The organism is Bradyrhizobium ferriligni (genome assembly GCF_056837965.1).
Genome location: NZ_JBXEJO010000016.1, coordinates 65,686 through 82,111, shown reverse-complemented (window position 1 = coordinate 82,111; position 16,426 = coordinate 65,686). Strand labels below are relative to the sequence as shown.

Genomic DNA, 16,426 nt, shown 5'->3' with positions numbered 1-16,426 from the left:
CTACGGAGGGTGTGGCGATGCCGCGAAAGGGAATTACCGGACACGACGAATGGGTGGTCACGGAGGCCCTGGCCACAGCGCTGGTGGCACTCGAACAGCTGCCGTCAAAGCATCAGCCGCGCGCGCATATGGAGGATGTCCGAAAAATCCTGACCGCCAGATGTGAGGCCGGCGCCGTCACGCTGCATCTTGCGCAGGCCAAGTGCCGGTTGTTTCCCGACACCGATCCCCTGACCATCTACGAGGAGTATGGCCTCAAGGACGGGCTCGGCTAGCGCGCGCCGCCTGGAGCGTTAGTCGCGGCTGACGCGCCAGATCGTGCCGTTGCCGTCTTCGGAGACCAGCAGGGCGCCATCGCGCGCGACCGTCACACCGACCGGACGGCCCCAGACCTCATTGTCGCCGATGACGAAGCCGGTGACGAAATCCTCGTACTCGCCGGTCGGCACGCCGTCCTTCAGCCTGATGCGAATGACCTTGTAGCCGGTGCGCTTCGACCGATTCCACGAGCCGTGTTCGGCGGCAAACGCATCGCCGCGATATTCCGGCGGAAAACTGCTGCCGGTGTAGAAGGTCAGGCCAAGCGACGCCGAGTGGGCCTGCAACAGAACGTCGGGGACCGTCACCTTGTCCTTCAGGTCGGGCCGCGCGCCGGCATGCGAGGGGTCTTCGGTGCCGCCGATGTAGTACCAGGGCCAGCCGTAGAACGCGCCTTCGCGGACCCGTGTCACATAGTCGGGCACAAGATTGTCGCCGCGGCCATCGCGCTCGTTGGTCGAACACCACGGCGTACCGCTTCCGGGCTGGATCGCAAGTCCGACGCAGTTGCGGATCCCCGTGGCAAACAGCTTCTGGTTCTTGCCATCAGGATCGAAGGCGAGCACGGCGGCGCGGTCGGTCTCGTCGCCCCAGGCAGCGCCGAGCGCATGGTCGCGGCTCCAGGCCTCGATCCCTTTCGGCGGGCGGCCCAGCCCCTCGCCTGCGTTGCCGGCGGAGCCGACCGATACCAGCATCCGCTTGTCGTCCGGCGTGAACACGATATCACGCGTGGAATGGCCGTAGCCGGGCGGCAGCCGGGCGACGATCGTCTCGGGCTTTCCCGACGCCTTGAAATCGCCGTTACGGTAGGCAAACCGCACGACGCTGTCGGTGTTGGCGACATAGAGCCATTGCGGATTGTCACCGCTCGGAAAGAACGCGATGCCGAACGGCTGCTTCAAGCCGGTCGCGTAGACTTCATTGGTGGCAGGCTTGGTGGCGCCGTCGGCGCTGCGCAGGATACGAATGCGGCCCGAGCCGGTTTCCACGACGAAGATATCGCCATTGGGCGCGGTCCGGATGATCCGCGGGCCGCTGAGCCCGCTCGCAAACAGTTCGGCCTTGAACCCTGCCGGCACCTGCGGCATGGCCGATGCAGGTCTCGGCATGACGCGCGGAAACTTGCTGCTCGACGCCGTTGCCCCGGGCTTGGGTAAGTCCTGCGGCGTGATCAGGCGCACCGTGCCCGGCTTGTCGCGTTGCCAGTCGCCGAAGGCTTCCGTGCCTTTCAGCACGGGCTCGGCGCCCGATTGCGTGATGCTGATCGCCGCGAGGAAGACAGCCGACAGACCCGCAGCGGCAAGACTCGTCCTGGGCATATGCTCCTCGCGCGATTTCCTTCGGTCACGCCGTTCATAGCGCGGTTCGGCCGCTCCGGCGTTCACAATGTCGTCTGCTTTAATGACCCTTGGGCGGCGCCGTCAGATCGACCGGTTTGATGATCAGCGCCAGCGGGATCATCACGAGGCCGATGATCGAGAGCATCCAGAACACGTCGATATAGGCGAGCAGGTCGACCTGCCGCTGCAAGGTTTGGCCGACCCAGGCGACCGCCTGGGACGCGGCGTCCGATGCGTTCGACCCCTGCGCCTGAAAGAAGCGCGTCATCGTGTCGATGGTCTGCTGATACCCGAGATCGGACGGCGCGGCATGCTCGATCAGCCGGCTCTGGTGGAATTGCTGGCGTTGCGCCAGTGCCGTCTGGGCGAGTGCGACGCCCATCGACCCGCCGATATTGCGCGCGACGTTGATCAGTGCCGAGGCCTGATTGGTCTTGTCCGGCGGCACGCCGTCATAGGACGCCGTCGTGACCGGCAGAAACAGGAACGGAAGCCCGGCGGAGAGGAAGATGCGCGCGAGCGCAGCGTAGCCATAGGTGATGTCGCCGTTCAATCCCGTCAGGTGCCACATCGAGAATGCAACGATGCAGCCGCCGATCGCGATCAGATATTTTGGCTGAACGCGGCTGACGAGGTTGCCGACCACCGGCATCAAGATCAGCGTGACGATGCCGCCGGGCGACAGTGCGAGCCCTGCCAGCAGCGCGGTATAGTTCAGCTCGGTCTGCAACAGCTGCGGCAGGAGCTGCGTCGACGAGATCAGCACCGCGCCGGTGCACATCATCACCAGGAAACACGATCCGAACTGGCGGCGTCCCAGAAGGCGGAGATCGACGATCGGGTCCTTGCGCGTCAGCTCCCAGGGAACCAGCGCGATCAGACAAATCGCCGAGGCCAGCGCGAAGCCGACGATCATGTTGGAGCCGAACCAGTCCTTGCGCTGGCCTTCGTCGAGCACGAATTCGAGCGAACCGAGCCCGATCGCGACCAGCACGAAGCCGATGTAGTCGACGCGCAGGCCGTCCTTGAGGAGCTGCCTGCGCTCCTGCTCGGCGCCGGACGGCTCCTTGACCAGCGTCCCGACCAGGAACAGCGAGAGCAAGCCCATCGGCACGTTGATCAGAAAGATCCAGTGCCAGCTATAGGTATCGGTGATCCAGCCGCCGAGCGTCGGCCCGATCACGGGAGCAACCACCACCGCGACGCCGTAGATCGCGAACGCCTGGCCACGCTTGGACGGCGGAAAGGAGTCGGCGAGGATCGCCTGTTCGCTCGTCGCCATCCCGCCGCCGCCAAGGCCCTGGATGATCCGGAACAAAACCAGCGCCTCCAGGCTCCAGGCAAGCCCGCACAGCAGGGACGCGAATGCAAAGGTGCCGACGCAGATCATGTAGAAGCGCTTGCGGCCGATCACGGTCGAGAGCCAGCCCGAGATCGACAGCACGATCGCGTTGGCGACCAGATAGCTGGTGATGACATAGGTGCTCTCGTCGATGCCGACCGCCAGGCCGCCCGCGATATGGCGCAAGGCCACATTGGCGATCGTGGTGTCCAGCACCTCCATGAACGTCGCGATCGAGACGACGAAGGCAATCAGATAGGGATTATGTCCGCCGGCAGCCGAACGCTCCGGCGACCAGGCCGCGCCGCCGCCTGCCGCAACGTCGGTCATCGCACCCTGGTCCAGGGCACGACCGACATGCCGGGACCGATCGGAACGTCATTCGGCCAATTGTCGATCACGATCTTCACGGGAACGCGCTGCACGACCTTGACGAAATTGCCGGTCGCGTTCTCCGCCGGCAGCAGGCTGAACGCAGTGCCCGAGCCCGGCTGAACCGACGCCACGCGGCCGGTGAGCTTGCGCCCCGGATACGCATCGATCCTGATCTCGACCGGCTGGCCCGGGCGCATGTCCGTCAGCTGCGTTTCCTTGTAATTGGCGGTGATCCACACCTCGTCCGGAACGAACATCATGACGCTCTGGGCCGGCGCCACATAGGTGCCGACCGCGCCGCTCAGCTTGACGACGCGTCCGGATTGCGCCGCGACGATGCTTGTATATTGCAGGTTCAATTTGGCCTGATCGAGCTGTGCCTGCGCCTGCTCCAGCGATGCCTTGCTGCTCTTGAGCTGAGCCTCGAGCGTCTTGACGCCGAGTTCGGCCGCGGTCACTGCCGTCCTGGCGCGGCTGGCATTGGCCTGCTGGGCGTCGAGATCCGAACGGGTCTGCTGCTGCCGCTGCACCGTGCCCGCGCCCTTTTCGACGAGGTTCTGGGCGCGCTCCGCCTCCTCCCGCGCGAACTTCAATTGCGCCTCGGCCTGCTGCTGCTGCGCCTTGGCTTCCTTGATCTGCTCGTGCTGGCTGTCGATCTGGGCCTCGACATTGGCGATGTTGGCCTCTGAGACCGCGACCTGTGCGCTGGCCTGATCGACGGCGATCTTGTAATCGCGCTCGTCGATCCTCGCGAGGAGGTCGCCGGCATTGACGTGCTGGTTGTCGGTAACGGGGACGTCGACGACGTAGCCGCCGACCTTTGCCGCCACCGCAAAGCTGCGTGCGGCCACGAACGCGTCATCGGTCGATTCATAATGACGGACGTCGAGCCAGTAGCTCACGCCACCGATGATCGCGAGCAGGAGCAGACAGGCGCCGACTGTGGCAAGCAGCCAGTGCTCGCGCAGCCGATCACGCATCGATGGCTTGCGCCCGGTCTCCTGCTGCGGCGAGGATTCGCGGTCGGGTCGCGTTTCTTGCTCGGGATTGCGCTCAGGCTGCCGCGGCTTCTCCGCGGACGGCCCGCGCTCACGGGTTTGGGCATCCACGGCAGCACCTCAAGCCACGAACGGAGCGGTCAAGCTTCGTTAACCGCAGCGTCCGGCGCTTGGTTCCTGTTCGGCCGGGAGGCGCTACACGGCTCTGGAACTGACCAGGGGCTTGCGTTCGGCTGCCGACGGTTCGCGGAACGCCGGTGTCTCCCCGACAAGCGACTTGAGCGGAACCGTCAGCCGGCACACCAGGCCCTCGGCGCGCCAATCGAAGTCGGCGCGCCCGCCGAGCTGGGTTTCGATGCTGGCGATCACGCTTCGGGTGCCGAAACCTTTCTGCTTCGGCTTGGTCACGGGAGGTCCGCCGGATTCCACCCAGGCCAGGATCAGCGTGTCGTCGTGCAATTCCCAGGTGATCGCGAGCCGGCCCGACAGCACCGAGAGGCTGCCATATTTGGCGGAGTTGGTGACGAGCTCATGCAACGCCAGGGCCAGCGTCTGCGCGGTCGCGGGCTGCAACTGCACCTCCGCGCCGTCAATCTGGATCTGCCCGGCCTCCGAATACGGCGCGATCTCCTCGGCGACCAGCCGCCGGATTTCGGCACCCTGCCAACTCGACAGCGACAGCACGGTGTGAACGCGCGCCAGCGCCGTGATGCGGCCCTCGACCGCCCGCACATAGGCGGTCACGTTCTGGGCGCGCGTCAGCCGCACGATCGATTGCGCCAGCGCGAGCGCGTTCTTGGCGCGATGATCGACCTCGCGGGTCAACAGGCTCTGCCGCTCCTCGGCTTTCTTGCGATCGGTGATGTCGACGGTGACGCCGCTCACCCGGACCACCTTGCCGTTGCGGTCGCTGGTGGCCGCGGCTGTGCCGACGCACCAGCGCACCTCGCCGTCCGGCCGCATGACGCGGAATTCGGTTTCGTAGGACGTCTGGCCCTTGCCGAAGCCGGTCCAGGCTTGCCGGAGGTGTTCGACATCGTCGGGATGAAACAGCGCCTGTATATTGTCGGAGGTGAGCTTGAAGGATTTCGGGTCGACGCCGAAGATCTTGTATTGCCCCTCGTCCCACATCCAGTCGCCGTTGACCCAATCCCAGTCCCACGAGCCCATCTTGCCGGCGGCAATCGCCATGCTGCGGCGCGCCTCGCTCTCGACCAGCCGCGTGGTCGATTGCTCGAGCTCGGCGGTGCGTGCGCGCACGCGGTCCTCGAGCTCCGCGTTGAGGCGTTCGAGCTCCCGTGTCTTGCGGTAGAGCTCGGCGAACACGCGGATCTTTGCCCGCAGCACCTCGGGCACGACAGGCACCGGCACGTAATCGACCGCACCCATCTCGTAGCCGCGAAGCCGGTCGATATCGCTGACCTGGATTGCCGAGATGAAGATCATCGCGGTCTTCTGGAAGCGCGGATGTTCGCGGATCATCGCCGCGAGCTCGAAGCCGTCGAGCTCGGGCATGCAGACGTCGACCAGGATGACCGCGACTTCGTTCTTGAGCAGGAACTCCAGCGCTTCGCGGCCCGACGACGCGGCGACCAGCGTCTCGCCGAGCTCCTTCAGGATGACCTCATAGGCCAGCAGCTTCGCCGGCTGGTCATCGACCAGAAGGATGTTTACCTTTTCGTGGTCCATCATGTTCGATCGCCGATCAGCGGTGCAGCCACATGCGGATCGCCAGCAGCAGTTGCTCGGTGTTCACGGGTTTCGCCAGATAGTCGGACGCGCCTGCCTCCAGGCATTTCTCTCGATCGCCTTTCATCGCCTTCGCGGTCAGCGCGATGATCGGCAGCCGCGCGAAGGCGGGGTTTTGCCGGATGGCGCCGATGGTCTGGTAACCGTCCATCTGCGGCATCATGATGTCCATCAACACGATCGCAATCTTGGGATTGGATTCGACCAGCGAGATGGCCTCGTGACCGGTCGTCGCAGTCAACACCTTCATACCTCGCCGCTCCAACACGCTCGAGAGCGCGAAGATGTTGCGGGCATCGTCGTCGACCAGCAGCGCGGTCTTGCCAATAAGATCCTCGTCGGAACTATTGAGCTTCTCCAGCATCCTCTGTTTTTCGACGGGCAATTCCGTGATCACACGGTGCAGGAACAGTGACGTTTCGTCGAGCAGACGCTCCGGCGATTCCACGCCCTTGACGACGATGCTGCGCGCCATCGTGTGCAGTTCCGCGTCTTCTTCCGCTGAAAGTTCCCGGCCCGTAAACACGACAACGGGAATATTGGAGAGCGTCTCGTCCTTGCGGATCTGATCCAGCACCTCGAAACCGCTCATGTCGGGCAAGCGCAAGTCGAGCACGACGCAGTCGTACGGGTTTTCGCGCATCGTTGAGAGCGCCCCTGCCCCGGTGCCGGTGGTCACGATCTCGATATCCTCGTGCCCGAGCAATTCGGTAATGCTGAGCTGCTCCGCCGCGTTGTCCTCCACAATCAGCAGGCGCTTGCGGCGCGGTCTGGCGTATTCCTTGATCTGCGACAGCGCCGCGCTGACGCCTTCCGTCGTCGTCGGCTTGTTGACGAAGGAGAAGGCGCCGCGCGCCAGCGCGTGCTGTCGGTCCTCGTCGAGCGTGATGATCTGAACCGGAATGTGACGGGTCAGCGGATTGTGCTTGAGCTGGCTCAGCACCGTCCAGCCCAGCATGTCGGGCAGGAAGACGTCGAGCGACACCGCGCTCGGCTGGAACTGCTTGGCCAGATCCAGCGCTTCGGCGCCGCGGCTTGCGACCAGCACCTTGAAGCCCTTGTCGCGCGCCAGATCGATCAGCACCCGCGCGTAATGCGGATCGTCCTCGACGATCAGCAGGATGGTGTCGCCGGGCTCGAGATTGAGCCGGTCGTCCGGAAGCTGCTCGATCACACGGTCCTGCGCGCCGGACGTCTGCAGCGCCGGCGCCGGCGTGTGCGGCATCGGGAACGGCTGGGCTTGCTGACGCAGCGCCACCGAGGGGCCGGCATATTTCAGCGGCAGATAGAGCGTGAAGGTCGAGCCCTTGCCCGGCGCGCTGCGCAGATGGATCTCGCCGCCGAGCAGACCCGCGAGCTCACGGCTGATCGCCAGTCCAAGACCGGTGCCGCCATATTTGCGGCTGGTGCCGGCGTCGGCTTGCTGGAACGCCTCGAAGATCAGCTTCTGCTTGTCTTGTGGAATGCCGATGCCGGTATCCGACACCTCGAACGCAACGACCGCAGGCGCCGCATTGAGGATCGGATGCTCCACACTCCAGCCGCCGAGCGCGGCCGACACGGTCAGGCTGACGCCGCCTTCCGCGGTGAACTTGAACGCATTCGACAACAGGTTCTTGAGCACCTGCTGCAGCCGCTTGGAGTCGGTCACCATGCTGCGCGCAAGATTGGCGTCGACATCGATGCTGAACGAGAGATGGCGGTTCTCCGCCTCGTGCCGGAACGGTCGTCCGACGGTCTCGAGCAGGCTCGATGTCAGGATTTCCTCGGCGTCGACCGTCACCGTGCCGGACTCGATCTTGGAGAGATCGAGGATGTCGCTGATCAGGTTCAGCAGGTCGGTGCCGGCACCGTGAATGGTGCGGGCAAACTCGACCTGCTTGCCGGTCAGATTGCCGTCGGGATTTTCGGTGAGCTGCTGGCCCAGGATCAGGATCGAGTTCAGCGGCGTCCGCAACTCGTGCGACATGTTGGCAAGGAATTCGGATTTGTACTTCGAGGTCAGCGACAGCTCGGTCGCCTTCTCTTCCAGCGCGCGCCGCGCCTGCTCGATTTCCTGGTTCTTGCGCTCGACGTCGACGTTGCGTTCGGCAAGCTGCTGGGCCTTCTGCTCCAGCTGATCGTTGGTCTGCTGCAACTCCTTCTGCTGGGTCTGCAGCTCGCCGGCGAGCTGTTGCGACTGCTTGAGCAGCGCCTCGGTCTGCATCGTCGCCTCGATGCTGTTGAGCACGATGCCGATGCTGTCGGTCAATTGTTCGAGGAAGGTAATCTGCGAGGTCGTGAACGAGGCGATCGAGGACAGCTCGATCACCGCCTTGACCTGGTTCTCGAATTGCACCGGAAACACGACGAGGTTCTTCGGCATGATCCGCATCAAGGCCGAATTGATCGGCACCGCATCGCCGGGAATCTCGGAGACGAGGCGCTGGCGCTTGTCGAGCGCGCATTGGCCGATCAATCCCTCGCCGAACTGGACGATCTGCGGATGCGGATTGCTGCTGTCGCTGGCATAGGCCGACAACAGGCGCAACTGCGCATTCTCGGGATTGTCGACCTGGTAGATCACGCCCATATGCGCGTTGATCAGAGGCGCAAGCTCGGTCAGCAATAGCCGGCCGACGGTCGCAAGATCGCGCTGGCCCTGCAGCATGTTGGTGAAGCGCGCCAGGTTGGTCTTCAGCCAGTCCTGCTCGGTGTTGCGCTCCGTCGTGAGACGGAGGTTGCCGATCATCGTGTTGATGTTGTCCTTCAGCTCCGCAACTTCGCCGCGGACGTCGACCTGGATCGAGCGCGTCAGGTCGCCCTTGGTCACGGCGGTCGCCACTTCCGCGATCGCGCGCACCTGCGAGGTCAGGTTGGCCGCGAGCAGGTTGACGTTGCCGGTGAGATCCTTCCAGGTGCCGGCCGTGCCGGGCACGTTGGCCTGACCGCCGAGCCGTCCCTCGACGCCGACCTCGCGCGCCACGCTGGTGACCTGTTCGGCGAAGGTCGCAAGCGTCTCGGTCATGTTGTTGATGGTGTCGGCGAGCGCGGCCACCTCGCCTTTCGACTTCACCGTCAGGTTCTGCTTCAGGTCGCCGTTGGCGACCGCGGTCACCACCTTGACGATGCCGCGCACCTGCTCGGTCAGGTTGACCGCCATGACGTTGACGGTGTCGGTGAGATCCTTCCAGGTGCCGGCGACGCCGCGCACCTCGGCCTGGCCGCCAAGCTTGCCCTCGGTGCCCACCTCGCGCGCCACGCGCGTCACCTCGCCGGCGAACGCGTTGAGCTGGTCGACCATGGTGTTGATGGTGTTCTTGAGCTCGAGGATTTCGCCTTTCACGTCAACCGTGATCTTGCGCGAGAGGTCGCCGCGCGCCACCGCGGTGGTGACTTCGGCGATGTTGCGCACCTGGGTGGTCAGGTTCGCCGCCAGCAGATTGACGTTGTCGGTGAGGTCCTTCCAGGTGCCGCCGACGCCGGGCACCACGGCCTGGCCGCCGAGCCGCCCTTCGGTGCCGACCTCGCGCGCCACACGCGTCACTTCGGCGGCGAACGAGCGCAGCTGCTCGACCATCGTGTTCAGGGTGTCCTTGAGCAGCAGGATCTCGCCGCGCACGTCCACCGTGATCTTCTTCGACAGATCGCCGCCGGCGATCGCGCTCGCGACCTCGGCGATGTTGCGGACCTGCGCGGTCAGGTTCGACGCCATGAAGTTGACGTTGTCGGTCAGGTCCTTCCAGGTGCCGGCGACGCCGGGCACTTCGGCCTGGCCGCCCAGCTTGCCTTCGGTACCGACCTCGCGCGCCACGCGCGTCACCTCGCCCGCAAACGCATTGAGCTGGTCCACCATCGTGTTGATGGTGTTCTTGAGCTCGAGGATTTCGCCCTTCACGTCGACGGTGATCTTGCGCGACAGGTCGCCGCGCGCCACGGCGGTGGTCACCTCGGCGATGTTGCGGACTTGCGCGGTCAGGTTGCCGGCCATCGAGTTGACGTTATCGGTCAGGTCTTTCCAGGTGCCGGCGACGCCGGGCACGTTGGCCTGGCCGCCGAGGCTGCCGTCGGTGCCGACCTCGCGCGCCACGCGCGTCACCTCGCCCGCGAAGCGGTTGAGCTGGTCGACCATCGTGTTCAGCGTTTGCTTCAGCTGGAGGATCTCGCCGCGCACGTCGACCGTGATCTTGCGCGACAGGTCGCCGCCGGCGATCGCGGTCGCGACTTCAGCGATGTTACGGACCTGCGCCGTGAGATTGCCGGCCATCGAGTTGACGCTGTCCGTCAGGTCCTTCCAGGTGCCGGCGACGCCGGGCACCTCGGCCTGGCCGCCCAGCTTGCCGTCGGTGCCGACCTCGCGCGCCACGCGTGTCACCTCGCCGGCGAAGGCGTTGAGCTGGTCCACCATCGTGTTGAGCGTTTCCTTCAGCTGAAGGATTTCGCCCGACACGTTCACCGTGATCTTCTTCGACAGGTCGCCCTTCGCCACCGCGGTCGCGACCTCGGCGATGTTGCGGACCTGCGCGGTCAGGTTCGAGGCCATCGAGTTGACGCTGTCGGTGAGATCCTTCCAGGTGCCGGCGACGCCGCGCACCTCGGCCTGGCCGCCGAGCTTGCCTTCGGTGCCGACCTCGCGCGCCACGCGCGTCACTTCGCCCGCGAAGGCGTTGAGCTGGTCCACCATCGTGTTGATGGTGTCCTTCAGCTCGAGGATTTCGCCGCGCACGTCCACCGTGATCTTCTTGGAGAGGTCGCCGCCCGCGACCGCCGTCGTCACGGCGGCGATGTTGCGGACCTGCGCGGTCAGGTTCGACGCCATGAAGTTGACGTTGTCGGTCAGATCCTTCCAGGTGCCGGCGACGCCGAGCACATTGGCCTGGCCGCCGAGCTTGCCTTCGGTGCCGACCTCGCGCGCCACGCGCGTCACTTCCGACGCGAAGGCGTTGAGCTGATCGACCATCGTGTTGAGCGTTTCCTTCAGCTGAAGGATCTCGCCCGACACGTTGACCGTGATCTTCTTCGAGAGGTCGCCGCCGGCGATGGCGGTCGCGACGTCGGCGATGTTGCGGACCTGCGCGGTCAGGTTCGACGCCATGAAGTTGACGTTGTCGGTCAGGTCCTTCCAGGTGCCGGCAACGCCGGGCACCTGGGCCTGGCCGCCGAGCTTGCCTTCGGTGCCGACCTCGCGCGCCACGCGCGTCACTTCCGACGCGAACGAGTTGAGCTGGTCCACCATCGTGTTGATGGTGTCCTTCAGCTCCAAAATCTCGCCGCTGACGTCGACCGTGATCTTGCGTGACAGGTCGCCGCGCGCCACGGCCGTGGTCACGTTGGCGATGTTGCGCACCTGGGCGGTCAGGTTGCCGCACATCGCGTTCACCGAGTCGGTGAGGTCCTTCCAGGTACCGGCGACGCCGGGCACGATCGCCTGGCCGCCGAGCTTGCCGTCGGTGCCGACCTCGCGCGCCACGCGCGTCACTTCCGACGCGAACGAACGCAGCTGATCGACCATCGTGTTGATGGCTTCCTTCAGCTGCAGGATCTCGCCGCGAACGTCGACCGTGATCTTCTTGGACAAGTCGCCGTTGGCGACCGCGATCGTCACCTCGGCGATGTTGCGGACCTGGCCGGTCAGGTTGTTGGCCATCGAGTTGACGCTCTCGGTCAGGTCCTTCCAGACGCCGGTCACTTCCGGCACCTGGGCCTGGCCGCCGAGCTTGCCCTCGGTGCCGACTTCGCGCGCCACGCGCGTGACCTCCGAGGTGAACACCGAAAGCTGCTTGATCATCGTGTTGACGATGTTCGCCGACTGCAGGAATTCGCCGCGCAGCGGCCGGCCCTCGACGTCGAGCTGCACGGTCTGCAGCAGGTCGCCCTGCGCCACCGCGGCGACCGCGCGGGTGACCTCGCGGGTCGGCCACAGAAGATCGTCGATCAGCGTGTTGACCGAGCTCTCCATATCGGCCCAGGCGCCGCTGGCGAGGCCGAAATTGACGCGCTGGCGGGTCTGTCCCTCGCGGCCGACGACCTGGCCGACGCGCGCCAATTGCTGCGCCATGCGCTCATTGGCGGCTGCGATTTCGTTGAAGGCGTCCGCGATCTTGCCGTCGATGCCGAGATAGTCGCCACGCATCCGGACCGAGAAGTCGCCGGCGCGCATCGCCTGCAGCGATTGCAGCAGGTCATGCGAGGAATCGAGGCTTCCGTTTGATGATTGGCTGCGGCGTGTATCAGCACGGGGACGAGGCGGCGAACCGAGATCGGTCATGTAATTTCCCCTACGCGCTGGCCGCGAATCCAGAGACTCGACAATGCCAGTGTGACCATAAGAATGACTGCCCTTGATCTATTCAAGCGGGAAAACGCCAAAACCGCAATTTGTGACGCAAACCGAGTACCTTAATCGCGACTGGAACCAAAAGTTCCAGCCGTCGGCGGGACTTTTCTGAAGACCGACCTGAGCCGGTCGGATTACCCCGCGATCCTCGTGTTCGCATGGAACATTGGCCTCTCCCGCGCGTTTCGGGCGGGGGCAGGATCGGTGATGGTTAAGAAATCAGAACAGCTCGAACGGGGAATCGTTGCGAGCCCGCGGGATTTTCGGCCGGCGGCTGGCGGCGTGGTCGACTACGCGATTTGCATGCTCGCGCCCGATGGACGGGTGATCAACTGGAACAAGGGCGCTGAGCGCATCACGGGCTATCCGGCCAAGGCGATCCTCGGCAAGCACTTCTCGGTCTTCTATCCTGCCGAAGACCGCGCATCCGGCGTTCCGGCGAAAGCGCTGCAGATGGCGCGGAAGGAAAAGCACTCAGCGGCCGAAGGCTGGTGTCTCCGCAAGGACGGATCGCAATTCTACGCCGCTGTGGTCATCGATCCGATCCATGAGAAGCGCAAGCTCGTCGGCTACGTGATGGTCATCCGCGACATCGCCGAGCGGCATCAGGCGCGCGCGGACCTCGAGGCCAGCGAAAGCCAGTTCCGCCTGCTGGTGAGCAATGTCACCGATTATGCGCTCTACATGCTGACGCCGGCCGGCATCGTCGCCAATTGGAACGCCGGCGGCGAGCGCATCAAGGGCTATTCGCCCGACGAAATCATCGGCCAGAGCTTCTCGCGGTTCTATACGCCGGCCGACCAGGCCGCCGGCAAGCCGGCCCGCGCGCTCAAGATCGCGGAAGAGACCGGGCATTACGTGGAGGAAGGCTGGCGGGTCCGCAAGGACGGTTCGTTCTTCTGGGCGAGCGTCGTGATCGATCCGATCCGCGATACCGACGGCTGCCTGGTCGGCTTCGCCAAGATCACGCGGGATATTTCCGAGCGGCGCGACGCGCATCAGAAGCTCGAACAGGTGCAGCGTCAGCTTGCGGAATCGCAAAAGATGGATGCGATCGGCCAATTGACCGGCGGCGTCGCGCACGACTTCAACAACCTGCTGATGATCATCTCCGGCAATCTGCACCGGATCAAGCGTGAGGTAACGAGCGAACGGGGCAGGCTTGCACTCAGTGCGATCGAAACCGCATCCGAGCGTGCCGCATCCCTGACCAGGCAGCTCCTCACCTTCGCGCGTCGGCAGAGTGTCAATCCGCAGACCATCAATGTCACTGACAGGATCACCGCGGTGCGCGAGGTTTTGACCAGCGCACTCGGCGGCGCGATCAAGCTGAACATGGAGATCAGAGCGGATCTCTGGCCGATCTTCGTCGATCCGACCGAATTCGAGACCGCGCTGATCAACCTCGTGGTCAATGCGCGGGATGCGATGGCCGGCGGCGGCACGCTGACCATCGCGGCGCGCAATGTCCCGGAAGCCGCCCAGGTGGTCGTCAGCGTTACCGACACCGGCGAAGGCATTCCTGACGATGTCATGAACAGGGTCTTTGATCCCTTCTTCACCACCAAGCCGGTCGGCAAAGGGACTGGCCTTGGGTTGTCCCAGGTTCACGGTTTCGCGCACCAGGCGGATGGCCGGGTCGAGATTACGAGCGCGCTCGGCAAGGGCACGACGGTCAGCATCTACCTGCCGCGGGGGACTGCGGCCGCAAAGTGCACGGCTACGGGGCGCAGCGTGCCCGGCTCGGCCACGATCCTGCTGATCGAGGACAATCCCGCCGTCGCCGATGCGAGCACGGGCCTGCTCGAACAGCTCGGTTACACCGTGCACTGGGCGTCGAACGCAGAGGCCGCCTTGTCGGAAATCGACGCAAACGGGATCGACGTGGTGTTCAGCGACATCGTCATGCCCGGCAGGATCGATGGACTGAAGCTGGCGCGCACGATCCGCGACAGGAAGCCCGAACTGCCGATCCTGCTGACGACAGGCTACAGCGAGAGCGCGCGCGACGTGAGGTCCGACTTTCCGGTGCTGCGCAAGCCGTACCACATCCACGACCTCAGCCGCGAACTCGCGAAGTTGACGGGGCACGGGGGTGAGAGCGCGACGAGTAGCCCGTCCGCCGACGCTTTGGGCGAGTTCGATGCCATCGCGCGTGACGTCGCGGCCAGACCAAAGGCGAAAGCCCCCTCCTAGTTCAAAATGGAAAGGCTAGCGTTCCGCCGGCCAGCTCCGCCGCACCAATTGCACCCGCTCGATGCGGCTGCATTGCTCGCAGCGGTACTGAAGAATATCCCTGCCCTCACTGCCCGGATGGCTGCTCTCGAGCCGCATCGTCCTGATGCAGCTGATGCAGGAGATCAGCGTCAGCAACGGACTGCGATCGTCATTCATCGATGCCCGCGGTGGCGCGGTCGGATCGGCGATCATGGCGCTGGGCGATGCTATGGTGTTGGCTCTCACCACAAGAAAATGCAGATCCTCCGGCTCGGGTTCCCGCCTTGAAACCTGATTTGGGCCTGAGCCGCTGTTCGAGGCTCCCTTCTTTGGTCGAACGGCCCGATCACACCCGAGCGTTGCTGTGACTGGGCCCGGGCTTCTTCGCCTTGTCCTGCTTGACCTTCGCACCGGTACGGTCCTCGAAGCTCCGGCTGAGCCGCTCCCGCACCGTGGGGAGACGCTCGCCGCCGCCAGCGGCCTTCCACCGGCCGACCAGCTCGGCCACTTCGGCTCGCATCGCCATCAGCCGGTACGACGCTTCACTGCAATCGAGGTCGCGGTTGACCTGATCCCGGATCGACGCCTCGATCAGGGTCATCTCAGCTCGCAACGTGCTGATCTTGCGCCGAATTTCATTGATTTTGTTGTCCATGGCTTGTTAGAACAAAAATAGAACATATTGTCAAGTCACGATCCAGCAAGCGAGGCAAGCAATGAGCGTGGCAGCGGTAAGATATGGTGAGGTTGCGGAGCGCCTTGGCGGGCTGATGACCCGCGCCCAGGCGCTGCGGTTGAGGAGCCTTGCCGAGGAGGCCTATCAGCCGAACCAGTACGCGCGCGATCTGACGTCCGAGGAAGCCGAACGGCGCATCGTTGCGCTGAAGGCGGAGATCGCGCTGGCGGATTCTTTCTGAACCGTCCGCTCCAACTGGGCCGGACGTCCCCTTAAGGCTTTGATATAGCGGCGCAGCTAGGTCTGTTCCTGTTATTGCTGCTTTGTCCTATTGCTGCTTGGTCCTGGGGGAGCCTGACGTGCTGGAGCTGGAGAAGCGGTCGCCGCTTGCGTTCCCGATTACGCTGAAGGACGGGCGAACACTCGCGACGGTCGGCGACGCCGCGGACTACCTGTCCGCGCTGAACCTGGATCAGCGTGAGCGCGGCTACTGGAAGACGGCGATCATGATGTTCAACAACGCCATGCGCGAGCCGGGCTATCTGAAGATCGCAACCATGAACCTCCGGTCAGCGCTCGTGTATGACCGCCTGGTCGACGACGTTGGCTCCTGATTGTGGTGCGGCGGCTACAGCCGAATCGGCGGTGGTTGCGTAAGGCCCTGTTCGTTATGGCCGCAAACAAGGTAACGGCGGTACACGCGACGGCCGGGCGCACAATGCGCTTCAGCCGTACTCTCGGGCCGCCTTGGAGGGCCAAGGAACACCAGGGCGGCTCATTTTCTTTTCAAAGCAATTTCGCGCGGACGAACAGCATCCGCAACGCGTTGGTCGCTTGCACCGTCAGCATGGCGTTCCCGGCCGCTCTCTCGAGCGCAACCAGCGCCTCGTCATGCAGCGAGCGGAACTCCATCCATTCGACGGCGCTGAGATTGCTGATGAAGCGATAGGCCTGGCCGACGGTCGCGAGCGTCACCGTCTCGCCGTTCAGCCGCACCTTGAACGTCGCCTTCAGCGGCGTGTCGGATTTGGATACGTCACCCATGGCGGGGTTGTGCGCCGCGCCACGTTAATGTCAATCTAATTTCTCTGCGTC

12 protein-coding genes are annotated in these 16,426 nt (G+C 64.5%); 5 read left to right on the top strand and 7 right to left on the bottom strand.

Annotation, left to right across the window (positions count from 1 at the left end; genetic code table 11):
* The first annotated feature begins 17 nt into the window (after nt 1–17).
* Nucleotides 18–275 (top strand): hypothetical protein, encoded by a 258-nt coding sequence (locus tag AC1VNY_RS11935; RefSeq protein WP_028340659.1) that lies wholly within the window; start codon nt 18–20, stop codon nt 273–275.
* A gap of 18 nt (nt 276–293) precedes the next feature.
* Here the strand turns inward: AC1VNY_RS11935 and AC1VNY_RS11930 are convergent, their stop codons facing one another.
* The 5 genes from AC1VNY_RS11930 to AC1VNY_RS11910 all read right to left on the bottom strand — a co-directional run bounded on the left by AC1VNY_RS11930 (nt 294) and on the right by AC1VNY_RS11910 (nt 12,369).
* On the bottom strand, nt 294–1,637 hold the full coding sequence (locus AC1VNY_RS11930; protein WP_482405292.1) for a PQQ-dependent sugar dehydrogenase: 1,344 nt from the start codon (nt 1,635–1,637) through the stop codon (nt 294–296).
* Nucleotides 1,638–1,716: 79 nt separating this feature from the next.
* Nucleotides 1,717–3,330, bottom strand: coding sequence for a DHA2 family efflux MFS transporter permease subunit (locus AC1VNY_RS11925; RefSeq protein WP_482405291.1), 1,614 nt, complete (start codon nt 3,328–3,330; stop codon nt 1,717–1,719).
* Nucleotides 3,327–4,484, bottom strand: coding sequence for an HlyD family secretion protein (locus AC1VNY_RS11920; RefSeq protein WP_482405290.1), 1,158 nt, complete (start codon nt 4,482–4,484; stop codon nt 3,327–3,329). The genes AC1VNY_RS11925 and AC1VNY_RS11920 overlap by 4 nt, the downstream gene beginning before the upstream one ends.
* Before the next feature lie 84 nt (nt 4,485–4,568).
* Complete coding sequence (locus tag AC1VNY_RS11915) at nt 4,569–6,062, bottom strand: sensor histidine kinase (protein WP_482405326.1); 1,494 nt, start codon at nt 6,060–6,062, stop codon at nt 4,569–4,571.
* Between the two features lie 16 nt (nt 6,063–6,078).
* Complete coding sequence (locus AC1VNY_RS11910; RefSeq protein ID WP_482405289.1) at nt 6,079–12,369, bottom strand: HAMP domain-containing protein; 6,291 nt, start codon at nt 12,367–12,369, stop codon at nt 6,079–6,081.
* A gap of 276 nt (nt 12,370–12,645) precedes the next feature.
* On the opposite strand from AC1VNY_RS11910, the gene AC1VNY_RS11905 reads away from it, so the two are divergent.
* Nucleotides 12,646–14,634, top strand: coding sequence for a hybrid sensor histidine kinase/response regulator (locus AC1VNY_RS11905; RefSeq protein ID WP_482405288.1), 1,989 nt, complete (start codon nt 12,646–12,648; stop codon nt 14,632–14,634).
* 145 nt (nt 14,635–14,779) lie between these two features.
* Nucleotides 14,780–14,950: a hypothetical protein gene (locus AC1VNY_RS11900; protein WP_482405287.1), complete on the top strand. Its 171-nt coding sequence runs from the start codon at nt 14,780–14,782 to the stop codon at nt 14,948–14,950.
* 51 nt (nt 14,951–15,001) lie between these two features.
* Here the strand turns inward: AC1VNY_RS11900 and AC1VNY_RS11895 are convergent, their stop codons facing one another.
* On the bottom strand, nt 15,002–15,310 hold the full coding sequence (locus tag AC1VNY_RS11895; RefSeq protein WP_482405286.1) for a hypothetical protein: 309 nt from the start codon (nt 15,308–15,310) through the stop codon (nt 15,002–15,004).
* Between the two features lie 61 nt (nt 15,311–15,371).
* Between AC1VNY_RS11895 and AC1VNY_RS11890 the strand changes: the two genes are divergently transcribed.
* Nucleotides 15,372–15,572 (top strand): DUF3072 domain-containing protein, encoded by a 201-nt coding sequence (locus AC1VNY_RS11890; protein ID WP_482405285.1) that lies wholly within the window; start codon nt 15,372–15,374, stop codon nt 15,570–15,572.
* A 118-nt stretch (nt 15,573–15,690) separates the two neighbouring features.
* Nucleotides 15,691–15,945, top strand: a complete 255-nt coding sequence (locus AC1VNY_RS11885) for a hypothetical protein (RefSeq protein ID WP_016845793.1) — start codon at nt 15,691–15,693, stop codon at nt 15,943–15,945.
* A 172-nt stretch (nt 15,946–16,117) separates the two neighbouring features.
* On the opposite strand, the gene AC1VNY_RS11880 is transcribed toward AC1VNY_RS11885, so the two are convergent.
* Nucleotides 16,118–16,375, bottom strand: coding sequence for a hypothetical protein (locus tag AC1VNY_RS11880; protein WP_018271640.1), 258 nt, complete (start codon nt 16,373–16,375; stop codon nt 16,118–16,120).
* Nucleotides 16,376–16,426 lie beyond the last annotated feature (51 nt).